Source organism: Bacillus sp. SORGH_AS_0510 (genome assembly GCF_030818775.1).
GTDB lineage: Bacteria > Bacillota > Bacilli > Bacillales > Cytobacillaceae > Neobacillus.
Genome location: NZ_JAUTAU010000001.1, coordinates 553403 through 573578 on the forward strand (window position 1 = coordinate 553403; position 20176 = coordinate 573578).

Annotated in this window: 17 protein-coding genes and 1 riboswitch; of the genes, 10 read left to right on the top strand and 7 right to left on the bottom strand. The window is 46.5% G+C overall.

From position 1 onward, the window contains the following. Positions 1-25 precede the first annotated feature (25 nt). From QE429_RS02925 to QE429_RS02935, 3 genes are all read right to left on the bottom strand, one after another. Positions 26-367 carry a hypothetical protein gene (locus QE429_RS02925; protein WP_307283847.1) on the bottom strand — a complete coding sequence of 114 codons (342 nt, stop codon included), beginning with the start codon at positions 365-367 and terminating at the stop codon, positions 26-28. Positions 368-451: 84 nt separating this feature from the next. Next, positions 452-3322: a DEAD/DEAH box helicase gene (locus QE429_RS02930; protein ID WP_307283850.1), complete on the bottom strand. Its 2871-nt coding sequence runs from the start codon at positions 3320-3322 to the stop codon at positions 452-454. Positions 3323-3401: 79 nt separating this feature from the next. Next, positions 3402-5036 (bottom strand): SWIM zinc finger family protein, encoded by a 1635-nt coding sequence (locus QE429_RS02935; protein WP_307283852.1) that lies wholly within the window; start codon positions 5034-5036, stop codon positions 3402-3404. Positions 5037-5280: 244 nt separating this feature from the next. On the opposite strand from QE429_RS02935, the gene QE429_RS02940 reads away from it, so the two are divergent. The 10 genes from QE429_RS02940 (at position 5281) to crcB (QE429_RS02985) (ending at position 15786) form a co-directional block, all read left to right on the top strand. Then, entirely contained in the window at positions 5281-7923 is a 2643-nt protein-coding gene (locus QE429_RS02940) for an Ig-like domain-containing protein (protein ID WP_307283855.1), read from the top strand. Positions 7924-8073: 150 nt separating this feature from the next. Further along, entirely contained in the window at positions 8074-8430 is a 357-nt protein-coding gene (locus QE429_RS02945) for a DUF805 domain-containing protein (protein WP_307283859.1), read from the top strand. A gap of 114 nt (positions 8431-8544) precedes the next feature. Further along, positions 8545-10206: an Ig-like domain-containing protein gene (locus QE429_RS02950; protein WP_307283861.1), complete on the top strand. Its 1662-nt coding sequence runs from the start codon at positions 8545-8547 to the stop codon at positions 10204-10206. Between the two features lie 304 nt (positions 10207-10510). Further along, the gene (locus QE429_RS02955) at positions 10511-10963 is read left to right on the top strand and encodes a VOC family protein (protein ID WP_307283864.1); all 453 of its coding nucleotides are present in this window, start codon (positions 10511-10513) and stop codon (positions 10961-10963) included. A gap of 310 nt (positions 10964-11273) precedes the next feature. Then, positions 11274-12434 (top strand): IS256 family transposase, encoded by a 1161-nt coding sequence (locus QE429_RS02960; RefSeq protein WP_307283867.1) that lies wholly within the window; start codon positions 11274-11276, stop codon positions 12432-12434. Between the two features lie 694 nt (positions 12435-13128). After that, complete coding sequence (locus tag QE429_RS02965) at positions 13129-13590, top strand: CBO0543 family protein (RefSeq protein WP_307283870.1); 462 nt, start codon at positions 13129-13131, stop codon at positions 13588-13590. Between the two features lie 6 nt (positions 13591-13596). Beyond that, complete coding sequence (locus QE429_RS02970; RefSeq protein ID WP_307283872.1) at positions 13597-14391, top strand: hypothetical protein; 795 nt, start codon at positions 13597-13599, stop codon at positions 14389-14391. Beyond that, positions 14391-14834, top strand: coding sequence for a hypothetical protein (locus tag QE429_RS02975; protein ID WP_307283875.1), 444 nt, complete (start codon positions 14391-14393; stop codon positions 14832-14834). Before QE429_RS02970 ends, QE429_RS02975 begins: the two co-directional genes overlap by 1 nt. A 59-nt stretch (positions 14835-14893) precedes the next feature. Next, positions 14894-14953: riboswitch (Fluoride riboswitch) on the top strand. A 60-nt stretch (positions 14954-15013) separates the two neighbouring features. Next, entirely contained in the window at positions 15014-15427 is a 414-nt protein-coding gene (gene crcB / locus QE429_RS02980; protein ID WP_307283876.1) for a fluoride efflux transporter CrcB, read from the top strand. Beyond that, the gene (gene crcB, locus QE429_RS02985; RefSeq protein WP_307283879.1) at positions 15424-15786 is read left to right on the top strand and encodes a fluoride efflux transporter CrcB; all 363 of its coding nucleotides are present in this window, start codon (positions 15424-15426) and stop codon (positions 15784-15786) included. Before crcB (QE429_RS02980) ends, crcB (QE429_RS02985) begins: the two co-directional genes overlap by 4 nt. 61 nt (positions 15787-15847) lie before the next feature. Here the strand turns inward: crcB (QE429_RS02985) and QE429_RS02990 are convergent, their stop codons facing one another. The 4 genes from QE429_RS02990 to QE429_RS03005 all read right to left on the bottom strand — a co-directional run bounded on the left by QE429_RS02990 (position 15848) and on the right by QE429_RS03005 (position 20064). Next, positions 15848-16777: a cell wall-binding repeat-containing protein gene (locus QE429_RS02990; RefSeq protein ID WP_307290716.1), complete on the bottom strand. Its 930-nt coding sequence runs from the start codon at positions 16775-16777 to the stop codon at positions 15848-15850. Between the two features lie 286 nt (positions 16778-17063). Further along, on the bottom strand, positions 17064-17201 hold the full coding sequence (locus tag QE429_RS02995; protein WP_307283882.1) for a hypothetical protein: 138 nt from the start codon (positions 17199-17201) through the stop codon (positions 17064-17066). Between the two features lie 441 nt (positions 17202-17642). Continuing rightward, complete coding sequence (locus QE429_RS03000; protein WP_307283885.1) at positions 17643-18854, bottom strand: C40 family peptidase; 1212 nt, start codon at positions 18852-18854, stop codon at positions 17643-17645. Positions 18855-19056: 202 nt separating this feature from the next. After that, on the bottom strand, positions 19057-20064 hold the full coding sequence (locus QE429_RS03005; protein ID WP_307283888.1) for a DUF3231 family protein: 1008 nt from the start codon (positions 20062-20064) through the stop codon (positions 19057-19059). Positions 20065-20176: the final 112 nt, after the last annotated feature.

The following is a 20176-nucleotide window of genomic DNA, read 5'->3' on the forward strand; positions in this document are numbered from 1 at the left end:
TTTAACACAGCCTTTTAAAAAAAAGTTACATAGGATTAGTGAAATACTTCGCTTTCTGATCGTATTTGAAAATTTTGTATCGCCAATACATTCGGTCCGAGTAATCGGCGATGATAATAAATTCGCCTTTATTGGTAAACACCTCGTATGTATCACTGCCCAAATACTTAACTTTTTCCACTTTATAATCTTTAAAATACTTCTCTAGTTCATCTATTTCCTTGAAGCTTTTGATGTTTAATACGCCTAAACCTTCTGGATTGATGGCACTAGCAAGGTTAAAGGGTGCTAAAAATCCTACATAATAGATGAGGCCTAACAGTAGAATGATGGCTGAAACAATAAGCGTGATTTTGCGTCTTTTCATTTTGTATCCCCTAATTAGAATATTTTTCTAAGTAGATGGTATCACAAAAAGAAATAGCTGAAGAAAAAATCTTCAGCTACATGTCTACCCCAGATACACCAGGTCCTTCAACTCATCCGTCGAAAGCTCCGTAATCCAGTTTTCGCTCTGGATGATTTGGTCGTTGAGGAATTGCTTCTTCTCCAGCATTGCGTCGATTTTTTCCTCGAGTGTTCCGGTACAAATCAGCTTGTGCACGTGGACGAAGCGCGATTGCCCGATCCGGTAGGCCCGGTCCGTGGCCTGATTTTCAACGGCCGGATTCCACCAGCGGTCGTAGTGGATGACGTGATTCGCCGCGGTCAAGTTCAGCCCCGTTCCGCCTGCCTTCAATGACAGCAGGAATACAGGGAACTTCCCGGCTTGGAACCGCTCAATCATGTCGTCACGCTGTGTCTTCGGCACACTTCCGTTCAAGAATGGGACCTCGATGCCGAATTTCTTTTTCAGCGTCGCCCGAATCATTTCGCCCATTTCGATATACTGGGTAAAAATCAAGCAGCTTTCGCCCTGTTCCAGAACGGCGTCGATCAACTCAACCAGCTTCTCCATTTTGTTCGAGCGGTCAAGAAGTTCGCGGCCTGCCGTCGCTTTCTCTTTTAAATAGAGGGCAGGGTGGTTGCACAGCTGTTTCAAACGGGTCAGCATTTGTAAAATTAACCCTTTGCGCTCAAACCCGGACAGCTTTTCGATTTCTGCAAATGTATCGTGAATAAGTTGCTCGTATAGTGACGCCTGCTCTGCGGTCAGCGGGCAGTATTCTTTCTGTTCGAGTTTATCCGGCAGGTTGAGGGCCACCTCTTCGTCCTTTTTCGTGCGGCGCAGCAGGAAGGGACGAATCAACGATTGCAGCTGCTGCACTTTTTCCTTCTTTTCATCCTTTTCGATCGGGATGACGAACTTCTTCTGGAACTGCCCTAAGCTGCCAAGGTACCCGTGATTGGTAAAATCAAAGATCGACCACAGCTCGGTGAGGCGGTTTTCCATCGGCGTTCCTGTCAGCGCGATATGATGACGGCCGCGCAGTCTGCGAACGGCCTTCGACTGTTTCGTCTGCGCATTCTTAATGTTCTGCGCCTCATCGATGGCAATCGAGCTCCAAATCAAGGACTCGAACTCCTCAGAATCAAGGTGGCTCAAGCCATACGAGGTCAACACCACATCGGCATCCTTCGCTTTATCCGAAAAAGCCTCCTCCTTGAGACGATTCGAACCATAATGCAAGTAAACATTCATCTCCGGTGCAAAACGCTCCAACTCCTTCTGCCAGTTCCCAAGAACAGAAGTAGGGCAGATGATTAAAGCAGCTTTCGTTGGCACCTTCTCTTTGGGGTCAGGCACCGAAACTAGCTCTTTGCTAGCATCGTTTTTTACCTTCAACAGGTAGGATATGAGCTGTACGGTTTTGCCGAGACCCATGTCATCGGCGAGTACTGCACCAAAGCCATATTGCCGCAGGAACCAGAGCCAACTCATGCCAAGCTGCTGGTAGGGGCGAAGCTCGCCCAGTAGCCCTGATGGCACATCGGTCAGCGGAATTTCGTGTATTTCGGACAACTGCTTGATCATTTGCTTCCACTGACGGTTGAGCTCGATTTGAATCTTGGCGAACGCCTTTGGATTCTCCAGTTCGTCTTCGGTGGCTCCCGGATCCACGAGCTCTTGCTCAAGAAGGTCGCGTACGTGCAGGCCTTCTTTTTCCGCCCGCTTCATTAAGTCCTGAATTTGCCTGATGAACTGAGGATCGAGCTTCACCCAACGGCCGCGAATGTAGACGAGCCTGCGCTTTTCTTCTACCAGCTTGCCGAACTCTTCCTCGGACAGGTCGACACCGTTCATGGAAAAACGCCAGTTAAAGTCAAGCATCGCCTGTAGCCCAACAAACGACGGCCGGTGGCTGGAAGATCCTTTCAACGACGCCTTTACTTTTAGGTTGGCATTTTTCATCGCCTGCCACCAGGAAGGGAGGAGGATTTCGACGTCCAGCGCCAGCATCGTTTCACTTGCCTCTGTTAAAAACATCCACGCTTCTTCCTCGGTGAGATGCGTTTTGAAGTAACCATCCTCGCTCAACCACGGAATCAGTCGGGCCCAGCGGCTTTGTTCACTATCGACTTTTTCTAAAAAAGGACGCCATTTCGCAGGAAGCTTGGAGGTGCCTTCGATGTCATAGATATCATCCGGTTTCTTTTTCCCGCGCAAAAAGACATCGAGTGTCCAGGCGCCTTCGCCATCGATCGGCTCATCGAGTCTGAGGCCGATGGTAAACGGTGTGTCATTCTCCTTGATGCCAACCCATTCGAGCCAACTTTCCTCATCAAAATATCGGGCGAGCTCGCCGCCAGAGATGTTTTGCTTTCGAAGTAGGTCAAGCTTCGGCCCAAAGAGTTCCTTCATGGCTGCGTTGCGCGTTAAGTAGCCGTCCAGCGCGCTGTTGAATAAATCGGATATGTATGTTTTGGTGGTCGTTTCTTGACCGTCTTCTACGGGCTGCTCCCAAAAAGAAGGATCAAACTCATCCTTCACACGTTCCGGCAGCTTCCAGCGGAAATCCCCATGCTCCCACACCGAAAAGTCCGGCAGCCAGTCCTTCTCCACGATGCCTTCAAACATGGCGTGGGCCGCGGCAAGACAAGTCTCTGACTCTTCATTCCAATCCCATTCGATATAGCGATTGAAGGATTCTTTAGCAAAAAGGGAAACAAGCTGCCAGCCGCTGACGACCACTCCTTCGACGTCGTCCAAGGTCTCGTTCTCCAGGAGCGTGCCAAAGAAGCTCTCCTCATGACTGCTAAAAACGAGGTCTTTCCACCGAAACGGATTCATAAAGCGGCCGTGCTCATCCTGGGCCCTAAGCAGAAAGCGGCCATCACCTAATTTAGTTGTCAGCAATTTCATAAACCTAGTTTTAAGCATGGTACAAAACTCCTTTTGTTTTGGGGACAGTCCCCCAGGGCGTTAATGCATTAACGCGCCGGGGGACTGTCCCCCGACCTTAGCTTTCGATCAGCTTACTCCGCTTACACTCCTCGTGGAACGCCCGCAACCGTTTCGTCCGCTCAAGTAGGGTTTCCATAAAGTACTCCCAATCATCCACACGCTTTAGTTTCTTGTACAGCGTCCGTAACTTCTTCAAATGGCGCACCGCCAACTTGTAGCTGCTCCGGTTCTTCTGGTCAATCTCCTTCTGTGCCGTTTGGTGAAGCATCCCCAACAGCACCTCGGGCCGTTCCTTCTCAATCAACTTTAACCGTTCCTTCGGCAAATCATAGAAATTCAAGCCGATAAACGCCTGGAGCTCGCCCCAGCGGTCATACTGCCCGCGCTCGAACAACATATATTCATACTCGCGGAAACTATAGGGCAACGTCTGCAACAACGCACGCTCAATCAAATCTGCCCGGTCCGACTCCGTACAATAAGGCGTCACCGCCCGAAGTGCATCCCGAACGAACGACACACAACTATGATAGCCGCCGAGCTCCTCCAGATACGCCTTGATTTTTTGCAAAAACAACTCAATCAACGTGCCTACCCGGCGCCACGCCTTCAACCCGCTTAAATAATCAATCCAATACAACAGATACGGCACAATCACGGCATCGTCAAACAGCCCAACCTGCTTCAACGCCGCCTCATCATCCCCGAGCAACAAGTTAATATGAATCCCGGCCACCATTAACGGCGCCGGATTCTCCCAATCGTGCAGCTCTTTCAACCGGGCCTGAATCTTTACAACCTCCGCCTCACGCCATTCCTTCTTCTTGAAAAATTGCACCCACAACAAGCGATACAAATAAATCCGCTCATACTCAATTCCACTTGTACACGTCAACAGGTCAAACGCATCGTCCTTCAATTTTTCAATAAACTCATCAAAGGCAAACGGCAGCGACTGCACACCAATCTTCACCGCCAGCTCATGCGCATCCTCCATCAGGTTCTGGAATAAATGCAAATACGCCCGCTTCACGACATCTGCACTATGCTCAAGCTGATCGCTCAGCACCGCCAGCTTCCGGAACGACACCACAATCCAAACCATTTCATATAACAAGCGCCATTCCTGCTCGACCGGGGCACTCGCATGAACGCGCCGCTCGTAGATGCCAAACAGTTCTGGAACCACATATGGGCTCGTATATTTTTTCGAAGCCAACAACGTGTCAAAGCTCGCCTCGAACGACTGCACCCAACGACTGTACTCCGGCTTCAACACACCGTTCGCCTTCACGAGGTCCTTCGCCGTCTGCATACCCCATGAGGAAATCGCCGCCTGCTCCCGGGCCGGTTCGCGCCACTCTGTCACCCAATCCGCGACACTGCCAAACTGGGCATACACCGCAAAAAAGGTCGCCATCTGATGCCGGCAAAAGCCCTCCGCCGGACACGAGCACGAGCTCTCCGATAAAAACGACAGGATGAGCTTCACGTAGCAAGGCGTGACGTCCTGGACCGTCGAGGTTACCTTTTCATCATGGAAAATTTGTACCTGCTTCACCAGCCCTTGCCGGTACAACATCAATCCCTTGGACACAAGCTTCGCATCCTCCGTCACACTCGAGTGCAGCAACTCCCGCAACTGTTCCGAGAAGAGTTCAATATTTTCACTAACCGGCGTCAACTCCATACCGCAACCCCCTTTTTGGAAAAAGAAAAATCCCATCCGTACAAGATCGTTAAAAATCCATATTCCTTTATTATAACCAAAAATTCGCAATTCGAGGAGGGGAAGACTCAGAAACGTGGATTTTTAAACCAAAGCCGGTTCACTTTACGTGAAGTCTATATTAATTTTTGGGAATAAATCTAAATATTTACAATTTATGTTAAACTGGTTTTACAAGATTAATAGTGATAAGAGAGGTAAGGATATGGGCAAAAAGCTAGTCATTACAGTTCTGTGCTTCCTGCTAGTTTTACAAGGGGGAGGGTTTGTACAGGCAGGTGCCTTAAATAGTACTCAACTGGTAAAAACTAATGCTGCAGATGATACTAATGCTCCTGTGCTTGAAAACTTCACGGTCTTGCCAGAATATCCAGCAATCGGTGGCACGCTTACCATGACGGCAAAAGTTTCCGATGAATCCGGGGTAAGTAGGGTAACGGCCATTCTACACAATTTCACGGAAAAAGAATTCGAGATGACGCTCAACCAGGAAACGGGGTTATGGCAGGTCGATATTCCAATTGACAGTTATGCCCTGGTGGGAACATGGAATTTGTATGTAAGGATGTATGATACGGTTGCAAACAACACATTAAAGTCTTGTGATGAATTTGTGGACTACATAGTGATATCAAACCAGGCACATAGAGACATGGATCCTCCTATAATCCGGTCTATTTCTCTTAATCCCATGCCAGTCGTAGTAGAAGACCCCTTTACCATCCGTGTAAAAATAGAGGAGGAAGAATCGGGAGTGGCGTCCGTGGAGGGAGAACTATCGGATGGGAAGAGGGACAGTGCAGTAACGATCCCGCTTTCATACGATAGCAACACCGATGAATGGGTAGCAACCTACACCTATCCTGAAAACACACCACTTAATGAAAAATACTTATTTATTAAGGTCCGGGATGGGGCTGGCAATTTCAATCAAAGTGGCATCCTCTTTTACCCAAAAAGCAAATATACAGATGAAACGCCACCTGACAGGCCGATTGTCAATGAAATCACCGACAAAGATACAGTCGTTACTGGGCAGGCGGAGCCAGGTTCTATTGTTAAAGTGTGGAATAATGCCACGATTGGAACGGCGACAACAGGAATCGACGGCCAATTTTCGGTCGCGATTCCTGCGCAGCCAGCTCACAGCAGGATTCTCGTAACCGCCTATGATCATGCAGGAAATAGCAGTGATTCTGCGATTCTCTTTGTAAAAGACAAGACCCCACCGGCAAAGCCAATCGTCAATGAAGTCACCGACGCAAATGAGGTTCTAACGGGGAAGGCGGAACCTTGGGGAACCGTCCAAGTGAAAATAGCCGGTAAACTGCTTGACACCACACCTGTGGATGGGCACGGTGACTTCGAGTTTGTGTTCCCGTGGGTGAATCATACTCCTTTACAGCCCGCGGGCACCGAACTAAGCGTGACAGCCCTTGATAGAGAAGGAAATGAAAGTGAACCAACCGTGGTGGTGGTGAAGGATGCGACTCCGCCAAAGGGGCCGTACATATACCTGGTTACGGACCAAGATACGCAAATAAGTGGGTGGACTGACAGTGTAGCAACGATAGAGGTGAAGGCGGACGACGTTCTTTTAGGCTCTACCACCTGTGAAAAAAATGTCACCTTCAGCATACCAATTCCGCAGCAAAAAGCAGGGACTATATTAAAAATCACAGCTACGGATCTGGCCGGAAACGTCAGTGTTACACAAAAAACGGTACTAGACAGAACCCCGCCTGAACAACCGCATGTCAAAAAGGTAACCGATCAGGATACAGTCGTTACGGGAGAAGCGGAGGCAGGTTCAAGAATAGACGTGGAAGGAAATACGGTGCTTGGAACAGCAATTACAGGAACAGACGGAAAATTCTCCGTGACCATTCCACGACAAGAGGCAGACACGCAATTAGCTATTTATGCGTGGGATGCAGCCGGAAATCGAAGCCCAATAGAATATGTGAGGGTAGCCGACGGCACACCGCCACTGCCGCCGGTCGTCAATGAAGTCAGCGATATGGATACCGTTGTCAACGGCAAGGCAGAGATCTATTCGACGGTGGAAGTGAAGGTAAACGGTGTGGTAATAGGGTCAACTATGACCTATCACGATCAATTTTCCGTGAACATCCCTTCACAACCAGCGGGCACGGAACTAACCATCACGGCAACGGACAGGCTTGGAAACGTGAGTCCTGCAGCCACCGTAACGGTTGTTAAAAGCAAACCGGTCCTCATGGGCTGGGTAGAAGAAAACGGCAAGATGTATTACTATGATCCCGTCACCCATGTGAAAAAGACAGGCTGGTTCACTGTTGGGATGTCCAAGTATTTCTTTGACTTAACAACGGGCACTATGCAGGTCGGATGGATGAAAGAAGGAGCCACTTGGTACTACTTCCGCGACGATGGGGAAATGGTGACGGGCTGGGTCCTGGATAGAGGCACTCGTTACTACCTAAATAGCAGTGGAGCGATGCAGACAGGCTGGGTCAAAGATGGCACGGGCTGGTTCTTTTTCAACAACAGTGGGGCGATGCAAACCGGCTGGTTGAAGGTTGGAAAGGTCTGGTACTATCTGAACAGCAATGGTTCAATGCAAACGGGCTGGCTATGGTGGGGTAAAGGCTGGTACTACTTCAAAGGGAGCGGCGCGATGGCCACCGGCTGGGCGAAGGTCGGCGCAACGTGGTACTACTTCAACAGCAGCGGGACAATGGTCACAGGTTGGTTAAAAAGCGGCCGCCAGTGGTATTACCTCAATAGTAGCGGAGCCATGGTAACCGGCTGGGCGAAAATCGCAGGAAAGTCTTACTACTTTTATAGTAATGGTGTGTTGAAATAACGGTTAGTAGCCCCTTGATTATAGGATCAAGGGGCTTTTTACTTATGACAATAATTGCCGAATGGTTTCATTCACCAACCATATTCGCAGGTGATATACTAGAAATCGTAATCATATAATAGAGAGATATTTTTATAGGGGGCATTTTCTATGCAATGGTTTTTGAAGGCGTTACAGAATTACGCCGTGTTTAACGGCCGGGCAAGACGGAAGGAATATTGGTTTTTTGTTTTGTTCGTAGGGATTATTTCAATCGTGCTTACAGTATTAATGGAAGCGACTAATTCATGGGCAACAATCATCCTCGCTCTTGTTTTTTATGTAGCAATCATCATTCCATCCATCGCCGTCACTGTGCGCAGACTGCACGATATTGGCCGTAGCGGCTGGTGGTATTTACTTAGCTTAGTTCCGCTTGGCAACTTAGTTATCCTTATCTTCACATTACTAGAAAGCCAACCAGAAGCGAACCAATGGGGTCCAAACCCGTTAGAGAAGAGCTTATAATTGAAAAAAGCCGCTTCGATAGCGGTTTTTATTTTTCCAAAAAGTGCTTCTACTTCCAAGCGAACCACCCATATATAATAGAAAAATAGACATAGAAAACTAGGGGGAAATCAGTTGGGCAAGCGAATTATTCTATCGATCATCGCCTTGATGCTATGCATTCCGGGCTTGGGGCTGACAGTTGGCGCAACGCCGGCCGCGGCATCTGCAGAAGAACCAATACTAGACTATCTCGAAAGCGCCTCCGTTTCACAAACTGAAGCGAACGTAGGGGATACGATTACGATTAAAGCAAAATTAAATGTCTCGGCCGACTTCCTTCGAGGTGTTCGGGCACACTTATCAGGTGCCACCGAAAAGGTAGTGGACTTGGCTTACAAAGCGGGCGAAGACAGATGGGTCGGCACCTACCAAATCAGGCCGTATGATCATCAAGGGAAATGGAACCTCTCCTTCTATATTGAGACAAAAGAGGGAGGATGGGGAGAGCCGAAAACGGACCAATCCATCACGGTGACCAACCCGAACGAGGACCGGGCACTACCGGTCGCGAACAGCATTACTCTCGATCCGCAAACGGTCAAAGCAGGCGAGCCGTTCCAGATTCGAGCGAAAATCTCCGATAACTCCGGGGTAGCGTCTGTTAAGGCAGATTTTAATAAGGATGGGGTAACATGGTTCGGTCCGAAGTTGACGTACGACAGCAGCAAGGACGAATGGACGGTGCCATACACCTTTAATACCAACACGGTTCCCGGGGACTGGGAGCTCGAATTGACAATTACAGACGTGGCGAGCAACGTATCGACGGTAACGAAAGCATTTCAGCTTACGAATCCCAATCTAGACACCGTTGCTCCAACATTTAAAAGCTTAACGATTAGCAAAGAAGTGGTGACGCACAGCGAACAACTAAAGGTACAGGCTGATATCAGCGATGACAATTCCGGCATCGCGTTCGCCGAAGTCAGATTCGAATTCATTGATTTAACTCATTACTATAGTTTCGCTCTTGTGAAAAATCCATCCACAGGGCTGTGGGAAACGACAATCAATGTCCCGTCGTACTTTGAGACGGGCACCTTTAACGTGTATCTTCAAGTAGAAGATAAAGCAGGAAATGCCATTTTTCCAAGAAACGGCCAAAGGTTGCAGGTCTATGTGGCAAAGCCAACCGTTAACAAGGTATCCGATAAAGATACTTATGTCAGCGGGACAGGCGAACCAGGCTTCACGATTGAAGTGAAAGCGGGCGATACACTGCTCGGATCTGCGGTGGTTGGAGGCGACAGAAAGTTCAGCGTGAAGATTCCAACTCAAAAAGAGGGCACCCAAATATCTGTAGGCACCATCGACAGCTACGGTACGAAGAGCGTGCCTGCCTATGTGACGGTGGAAAAAGCGAAGCCGTCCGGCTGGGTGAACCAAGCCGGCAAATGGTACTACTATGACCCTGCCACTTTCGCTTTGAAGACAGGCTGGTTCAAGGTCGGTACCACCTGGTACTATGCGAACTCAAGCGGCGTGATGCAGACGGGTTGGATTAAGCTAGGGACCACTTGGTATTACCTGACTTCGAGCGGCGCGATGAAAACGGGCTGGCTGCAACTCGGTAAGACGTGGTACTACTTTAACGGCAGCGGCGCCATGGTTACCGGCTGGCTGAAGAGCGGAACGACATGGTATTACTTCAATGGAAGCGGCGCGATGGTCACCGGCTGGGTAAAAATCGGCAGCAAATCGTACTATTTTTATAGTAGCGGCGCGTTAAGATAGGAAGTTGAAAGCACACGAGGCGTGATCGTGTGCTTTTTTGTGTGTAAAATTACACTTTTGTGAGGGTTATCAGCGAATTTTCACTACTTATCAGCGAATCTAGAAATATATCAGCGAATTTTTGGCGTTTATCGGCGAATCTACGAATTTATCAGCGAATCGAAAATGGCGTCGTTTTTTTCTATGCCCCAAAAATAATTTAGTCTACAACTATAGTCGTAGAAAACTTCACACTAAAGCAGAATGTCTATTTTTTATAAAAACACTAAAATAAAGGTATCAATAGGGAATAGGGCTGGTCAAAATGAAAATCTATGAAACGCATGTAAACACAAGGAATTTAGAACAATCTATCGCATTCTATCAATCACTGGGGCTGGAGCTTGCCTACGTCATTGAAGAGCGACGCGTCGCATTTTTCTGGCTCGGGGAAGCCGGCACAAAAGAGCAGATGCTCGGCGTATGGGAGGAGCCCGCTGAAACATTCACGCCATCACACTTCGCCTTCGCGGTGCCGCTCGACGAGTTGCTGAAGATACCTTCCTTTTTAGAAAAAAGAGGAATCGAGCTCCGTCCGTCGTTCGGGCTAGATGCCTCAGAACCAGTGGTCCACACCTGGATGCCCGCCGCGTCCTACTATTTCGCGGACCCGGACGGCAACTCGCTTGAATACTTGGCGTTGCTGGAAGGGGAGGCCAAACCGGAACTTGGCGTGGTTCACTTGAGCGAGTGGCAACGGGTGTGTGCCGAGTCATGATCAATGGTCTATACTAAGCGCATGGGGTTGTTGTGATTGGTGGAGGGGGCCTTTAGCGTGGGGCACCCTTGGTTTGATGCTGAATTGGAAGGTGGTTTCCGATATTTGTAGAATCCAGGCTGGATTTTGTAGAATTGACCTTCGGTTTTGTAGAATTCCTCTGGTCGAAACGGCGATTTGTAGAAATAATCGAAATCTGTGTAGAAAAACCGATTAAGTCCATATAATTGTGTAAAAAGAAAAGAGTCATTTTATTCCTTCTTGGCTACAATGTTTAACAACCACGATAAACAATGAAAGAGGAATAAAAATGACTCAGTTACAGTTTACCCTAGATATGGAAGTTTTAAAAGATTCTGTTATGAATTCAAACATTGATACCGTTATTAAATCGGCTATTGTTTTGGTTTTAAATGAATTTATGGAAAAAGAAAGAGATGACTACTTACAAACTTCTCCTTACGAGCGGTCTGATGAGCGTCATGACTACCGTAATGGATATTATGAACGCGAATTGACAATGAGTATTGGGAAGATAAAACTCAAGGTTCCAAGAACTCGTAATGGTGAATTCTCACCTTCGGTCTTTGAAAAATACGCTCGCTGTGATCAGGCTTTAGTCCTTTCTATGCTCGAGATGGTCATTAATGGTGTCTCTACAAGAAAGGTCACTCATATTGTAGAGCAGCTTTGTGGTGAAAGTATCTCTAAATCGTTTGTTTCATCACTCACTCAAAAGTTAGATCCAATTGTTAATGATTGGGCTAAAAGACCTTTAAACACAGTCTATTTTCCTTTTGTTTTTGTAGATGCAATGTATATAAAAGTACGTGAACATCAACGTGTCGTCTCTAAAGCAGTTTATATTGCCACAGCTCTTACTGAAAAAAACAAGCGTGAAATATTGGGATTAAGTGTAGATCACGCTGAAAGCTATGAAAGTTGGAGTAATTTCTTTAAACAACTTAAATCACGGGGCCTTCAATCCCCGAAACTTGTTATATCTGACGCTCATCAGGGTCTACAAAAAGCTATACAGCGTGAATTTATCGGGACTACTTGGCAAAGATGCAATGTACATTTTAAACGTAATATTATTGAAAAACTCCCTAAAAAGGATTCAGCTGAAATTCGCTTAATGATTAAACGTGTGTTTGAAGCTGTCACAATAGACGATATTAGAACATTTAAGGATGAACTAATGAGTAAGTTTGGAGATAACCCTAAATATGAAAAAGCACTCGATGTATTAGATAAAGGTTTCGAAGATACCATTCAATACATGAATCATCCAGAATCCATTCGTCCTCATATTAGAAGTACTAACTCTCTTGAGCGATTAAATCAAGAAGTACGTAGAAGGGAAAAAGTTATACGTATTTTTCCAAACACCCAATCAGCTTTCCGTCTAGTAGGGGCTGTTTTAATGCACTATCAAGACACGATATACGCTAAGAAAAAATCACTATAGCTAATGGTTTTTTTGAACTTCCATTTATGGATTTTTCCACATCCAGTAAAGGCTGTCAAAGTGAAAAGAGCCTTTGACAGCCTTTACTGGATGTGGAGTTTTAAACCCATGGAAGTTTCGCAAAAAAATGTTAATAGGAGAAGGCCCCAGGCAATTCAATTGGTTGAAATCATTGTATAGGAATTTTACACAATATTTAGGACTTGACTTAAAAACCTTAATTTTGTGTAGATATATTCCAAAATTGTGTAGATAAATCCCAATTTTGTGTAGAAAAAATCCAAAAGTGTGTAGATATATGCTCAAAGTGTGTAGATAAATTCCAGCCACCTAAGTTTGGACCGTTAAAAATGGTTTAAGTTCAACCCTATCGGTAAACAACCCTCCGCCTTTTATATTAAAAGACTCGCTTCAATCCCTAATCACAAAAATATGCTTCCATAGCGTAACCACTTCCTCATAAAATGCCCTATATTCTTGATCCAAGCCTTGTGTGGGGACAGTCCCCCAACACTTTAACGCATCGGGGGCCTGTCCCCCAGCAGGGTAACGCTTTAATGCGACGGGGGACTGTCCCCAAGCTCCCCAAGCTCCCCAAGCTCCCCAAGCTCCCCCACATACTCATAAATTTTCCACTAATTAAGCATAATAAGCTCAGATAAGAGTACGCGTACACTAGCAGAGGAGGCTAAAAATGGTTTTATTGGTTATTACCGTCATCGGTTCAATTCTTGGAATCATTTTTATCCCGAAGCGGCTATCAGCATTGGAGATGTATACAACTTCACTTTTTGCGTCTCTCCTTGCAGCAAATGCAGATGTGTTTTTAGATGTAAAGATGGACTATTACGGCTTTTTCAAAAAGGGAGCCGACTGGGCATACTTGCCGATTCTCATCTTCGTCTATCCGGCAGCAAACATCCTTTTCTTAAATTTCTATCCGTTTAAAAAAAGTCGCACAAAAAAAGTAATTTACTTTGCCAGTTGGACCATCCTTACCACAGCATATGAATACCTCGCCTTACTTACTGAAACTTTCTATCACAACGAGTGGAAGCTCAGTTATTCCTTCATTTGCTACCCGATCCTTTATTGGATTTTGCTCGTAAACTTGCGATTAATCAGGCTGCTAGCAAAAAATCATAGAAAATGGTGAAAAAACATGGCCCTCTACGTACAAAAGTGGCATCCAAGGCGCCCGAAAGTGAACTTAACTTCCTTTAATACAAACTATGTGCGGGTATGCAACCCGTTCATGCCTTTGTGGTGGGCGATGGCAATGCCTGGTGCAGGCCATGTCATGATTGGGAAGAAGTTCAAGGGCTTTTTGCTCTTTGTCTTCGAGTTTCTCGTGAACACCCAAGCCCATCTGAACTTGTCGATCTATTATTCGTGTACAGGAAAATTCGAATTAGCTAAAGCCTGCCTAGATACCAGATGGTTTTTCATCTATATCGGTGTTTATATTTTTAACGCCTGGGATGCGTACCGGTTAACAACGGATATCAACCAGTTTTCGATGCTGGCAGCGAGAGAGGAACCACGGATCCAAGCCTTTAATATCAGCATGTTGGAAATCAATTATCTACAAAGAATAAATGTCTGGCTTCCTGTATTCTGGTCGATCGTTACGCCTGGACTAGGGCATTTAATCGTCAGAAATGTCATTTCGGGCGTGTATCTGATTGTGTGGTATATCATCACGATTTATCAATCGAAAATACTGGAAGGAATCTACCATTGTGTTTATGGAGATTTTGCTCAAGCTTCCGCCGTGATGAATATTCAATGGACCATATATTTACCATCTGTATTTTGTTTTGCTGCCTGTGACAGCTACTACCACGCAGTCGAAATCAATGAGCTATTTAAGAGGGAACAAGCCCAATACTTGAAAAAGAAATACTTTGGTCAAAAAAACAAACAAAATTTTATCAAGCAATTGGAGACAATCTAATGCCTGTTATCTCGATCTTCGAACACTCCTTAAAACTAGAACTCGCCATCAGTGAACTAGAAAGACATCATATCGAAAAAGAACGAATCCTGGCGGCCCCAGTCAATAAGAATGTTGTCGAAAAAAAGTACCTTGACCCGTACAACTCGGATGGACTCAACCTATTTTTAGTAGCAGGAATTGGAATGTCCATGATGTTGCTCGGGACCATCTATGGATTTGTGCTTTATTTGGGCCCTATCCTTTGGGGCCTGATCGGATTAATTGCCGGCTCTGGAGCAGGCCTCATCCTTGACTACATATGGAAAAAGTCGGTCCGGAGAAAGACGCTGAGAAAAAATATCGCGGACGTGCTGTTAATTGTGAATTGTGAAGCGGACCAAGTGGAAATGGTCGAACAAATCCTAAAGCAGCACCACACCTTGGGGTTAGTTAGAATCTAATGGACTTCATGATGATTCTTGAAAAAGAAAACCCCTGTTTGGTACTATAGGTATATAAAAATTGCAAAGGCGATGGAGTTCGCCATAAACGCCGACGAGCTAATGACTCCTACCAGACAGACAACTTCCTGGTAGGAGTCTATTTATTTTTGGAAAAAATAGGGGAGAGGTGAGTCACAGTGAACTTTTTATTAGTGGGGGTGGCCGGAATCATCGGCGCCGTCCTTCGTTACTTATTGGGCGTGTACTTTAGTCAGTGGTGGATGGGCGACTTTCCGCTGGCCACCTTTGTCACCAACATGGCGGGGTGCTTTATCTTAGGATGGTTCACGCACTTCCTGCCGCGGTTCAAAACGCTGCACCCCTATGTCATCACGGCCATGGGGACAGGGCTGATCGGTTCATTCACGACCTTCTCGACCTTCAGCGTGGAAACTGTCCACTTAATTGAAGCAGGAAAGTGGGGCACGGCCATTCTCTACGTGCTTCTAAGCCTATGGGGCGGGCTGTTGTTCTCGTGGCTCGGCTACCGCTTAGGGAGTCGTGGTGCGGAAAAACAAGAAGTTGCTATAAATCGAGGTGAACGGTCATGATCACCAATATCCTATGGATCGCATTGGGCGGCTTCTTCGGCGCGATTGCCCGCTACAGCGTGAGCTTATTCTTTAAAAAAAAATACCCTTCCGCCTTCCCATTCTTTACCTTGTTCGTGAATCTGCTTGGTTCGTTTTTACTGGGACTCATTATGGGGGCGAATACGAACAGCACCTTCCGATTGCTGCTCGGCACCGGCTTCATGGGGGCATTTACCACGTTCTCCACTTTTAAATTAGAGAATATCCAGCTCCATGAAAAAAGAAACCTAAAAACTGCCATCTTGTACCTGGCCATCAGCTACAGCTGCGGGATCCTACTCGCGTTTCTAGGGATCCGTCTGGGGAGTCTACTATAAAAAAGTGGGGACAGTCCCCCGGCGCTTTAGCGCACCGGGGGACTGTCCCCACCCAACAAACTCAGTTATACACATAATCATATTTCAACGACCGATACGTGTGAAATTTATGCGCTCCATCAAAATAGTCCATCGCCACCTGGAACGCCTTCTTCGCGCCATCCCAGAACACCAGCAAATTGATATCCTGCTTGCCCGTAGCCAACTCATTGGCACCTACATCATCTTCATCCAACTTAACTACCTTGAACGTCTTCGTATCCGTCACCTTAATCGTATATAACCAGTAATTCTCGCCCTCAATTCCCGTTAGATCATGATAGTCTGACCCCAGCTTCGACTTCAGTCCCTCCTGCGTCACACCGACATCCACCCAACTCTTCAAGTCATCTACCACAGACACCACCGCCGAACTCCCGGCATTCGTCATCCGCCCATCACTCATCAAATAATAACCGCTTACAAAATTCTCCTTAACCATCGCTCCATCCCGAGGACTCAAATAATACCAAGCCCCAGAGACATATCGCCAGCCCGTCGCCCTTGCCCCGGATGCATCAAAATAGTACCAGCTTGTCCCAACCAAACGCCAGCCTGTCGCCATCGAACCGCGCGGATCCAAATAATACTTCCGGTCACCAAGATCGAGCCACCCCGTTACCATTGCTCCGTTCTTATTTAAATAATACCAAGAGCCCGCATCCTTCACCCAACCGGTCTTCATCGCCCCGTGTCCATCAAGGTAGTACCACTTGCCCGCATCTCTCACCCAGCCAGTCTGCATATCCCCGTTCCTAGGCGCCAAATAATACCAAGCCCCTTGATCAAGCAGCCACCCCGTCTTCAGCACACCAGCCTTATCATAAAAATGCCACTTTCCATCCTGCAGCACCCATCCCGCCGCCGGAGTCCCATTCCCCTCCGCAGCCACCACACCAGGAACCAAATAAAGGAGCACCGCCCCAAGCAACACAACCATGAACCTCTTCATTTTAAGCAAATGAACCACCCTCCCCTTGATTACTTTGTCTTACCTAAATATTTGGGCTAGGCCCCCAGATTTCCTCCCAATACTTTTAGCCAAATTCCGCAAGAATTTCCCTACAATCTTGCAAAATCAGCTATTTCCTATGAAAAAAGACCCAATCCATGCAATATGTATTTATTAATTTTTATATAGCGCATTATTGGGAGGTTCAAACATAAAAAAGCCAACTTTGCACAATTTTTTTACACAGCGAAATGAAGCGCACAAAAAAAGCCAACCCACAAAAACCTTAAGGGGTTGGCTCGGTATTTGTATTTTGATTTTTTGATAGACTAGAGAAGTACTCAAACAGCTGATTAATATAGCTACTTAACTCGAACCCATCCTCACTAGCAAACTCCGACAATAACAATTTGTTCTCATTCATCGTTTCGTCCCCCTCGAATCTCTTTGTTATCCTCATTCTCGCCAAACTATCAGCCTCTTAAACAAGCAAAATGAGATTTTTTTAAAATTTTTCTCACTGGTGGGGGGCTGCACGGGTAAGGGGGGAGGAGTTACTGTCGGATGGGCTTCGTTAACTGTCGGATGAGTGTGAGTAACTGTCGCATAGATTGCACTAACTGTCGGATGAGCTTAGTTTACTGTCGCATAGAGTTTTAACTGTCGTATCAGCTTAGTTTACTGTCGGATAAGAGCAAATTACAGTCGCATAGCCGGCTAACGATCAGATCGCCGCCCCAACTGGCGGATAGCGTCCCGCAATCAGCGGCAACTGCCCGCGACACCTAGCGGCCACCATCCATCCACCACCACACCAACAAAAAAAGACCAGCCCAGGAACCCCGAGCCAGCCTTAATTACCATATTAATAGAAACGCTTAAACCCTTCAAAATGTGCAGTATAATAGGCACTCTTCAACGTAGAAATCATGATTCCGTGCGCTTCATCGGCGTGGATGAACTGGTCACCGCCGAGGTAGATGCCCACGTGGGAGATTCCCTTTTTATACGTACCCTCGAAGAATACGAGGTCGCCCGCCTTAGGCTGGTCGACATAATAGGCACGCGCATGATAGCCTTCCGCCGAGAATCGGCCGATCTGCTTGCCAGCTTGATTCGCCACATAATAAATGAACCCGCTGCAGTCGAACCCGGAAAGGCTGCTGCCGCCCCAAACGTACGGAATGCCGATTAAGCTTTTTGCCGTATTGACCATCTTCGTGGCAAAATCCGCCGTAGATGACGCCGGCGCACTCGTCACCTGGCCGCCTTTCACCTTCAAGGTTTGCCCCACATAAATCATGTCAGACTTCAAACCGTTCAGAGACTTCAAATCCTCAACGGACATCCCAAATTGAATCGAAATTTTACCAAGCGTATCGCCGCTTTTGACCACATACTCACTCGTAGTAGCAGATGGCTGCGTCACCACAGGCGATGGATTTGGAGCCGCAACCGCCCCGTTCACCTTTAGCTTCTGTCCCACATAAATCATATCGGATTTCAAGTTATTCAATGTCTTTAACTGCTGAACCGTCATCCCGAACTGGACACCAATCTTGCTCAGACTGTCGCCGCTCTTCACCGTATATTCGCTCGTCGCACCCTGCGAAACCGGAGCCGGCGCTGGCGTTGGAGACGTAGAAGGAGCCGGAGCCGGAACAGACACAGTCCCCGTGCCGCTACCCGACTGCGGCGCAGACACCTTCAACACTTGTCCCACATAAATAATCGTGCTAGTTAAATTATTCCATTGCTTCAGCTCACCCACCGTCACATTGTAGCGGTTAGCGATCTTAATCAGCGCATCACCCGGCACAACCGTGTACAGAGTCGTCTTTGGGGCCGCAACAGTGACCGGCACATTATTCACCTGAAGCACTTGATTCACGTAAATCATATCAGACTTCAAACCGTTCAAAGTCTTTAAATCCGTAACTGTTGTATGATATTTGGAGGCGATTTTTGAGAGGCTATCACCTGATTGAACTTTGTATGTATCGGCAAGGGCAGTACCAGCAAACAATGTCGAAAAAAGTGCGGCTGTTGATAGAGTACGTACGATGGTTTTCTTCATCTAAATAAATCACCTCATAATGTTTCATTTTTCCATTTATTTTACCATAGTTTGCTAGTCTTTCGGATACAAATTTACAAATATTGATAGGAATTAGTTGAAAAATGATAGATTTTAGCAAACAAGAGGAGGGAAACACAAAAAAGCCTGCTCCCCAAACGTGTTGAGCCGACTTCCTTCGCAAGATACAAATTAAGAAAAATCATCTTTCCTTCGCCATTTCCTCCCGGTTCGGAGCAAGTGGAGGCTGTTCTAACCAATTGTACTTCACCATAATGTTGAACCATTTCTTCGTGACCAGTAAATTTTTCAAAATGGCGCCTTCATACGCAGCCACCAGATCGACACGCATCGCTCCAGCCAAGCCCGTCCCGTGATACGCTTGGGCTGCCTGGAAGAGGAACCCCATATGATACATCATCAATCGATCGGAAAAAGGGGAATGAGTGGACGTCGTCACTTCCGTCTCCCACGACTTTGGCGCCGGCAAATTATCAGATTGCATAATCTTCGAGAAGGATTTGATCTGATCATCAGAAGTTTCCTCCGTATCTGTAAAAAACTCCCGTACTAATTTCGATTGAGCCACCTGACCGAAGGCAATCGCCAGCGTTTTAGCCATAATTCCCTTTTTCAAGTTAAAAGAAATACTAATGACTTCCGTAGCAGCTAACCTACGCCCCTTACCGAAAAATCCATCCGTGAAATCTTTACTCGAAATAAATTCAACCTTCGACTGAGGATAAAACAGCGGATCCCGCTGAAAACTGCCTTTTTCAAGCAAAAGCTCAATCGTTTGATGGTACATCCTCTTCGCATCGCTATCACAAGCATCGAAAAACTCCCGTAAATCCTTGCGAACACTCACACCTAACGCGGTCGTGTGCCCGAGCAACCCATGCAACGTCATAACATGTAGGTAATTTAAGCAAAATAAATCAGTAAAAAGCCGCCCTGCCCCTTGATTGATATCCGCGCCTTCCGTAAATCCAACAGGGATGGGAAATCCTTCATTCTCCAAAAACGTAACAATTTGCTGCTTCTGCTTCGCAAAGGTCTGAATCGCATCCTCAAGAATCGCCTTAATAGAAGTATCCTCCACAATCGTTACCATATATCGATTCATCATATCAGTCATCGTTCCGTTTATATACTCGCCCCACAACGACCCAATTTCGGAAGAAGTCAACCTAATTTGATTCTTATCCAAAATCATCACCTCTTGGATATTATTAACTATATTGAGAAGAGTTATGAATCGCTTGGCAAAAGATTTTTTTTATGAAAAACGAACGAGAAAAATGTTCACAAAATGTACAGTC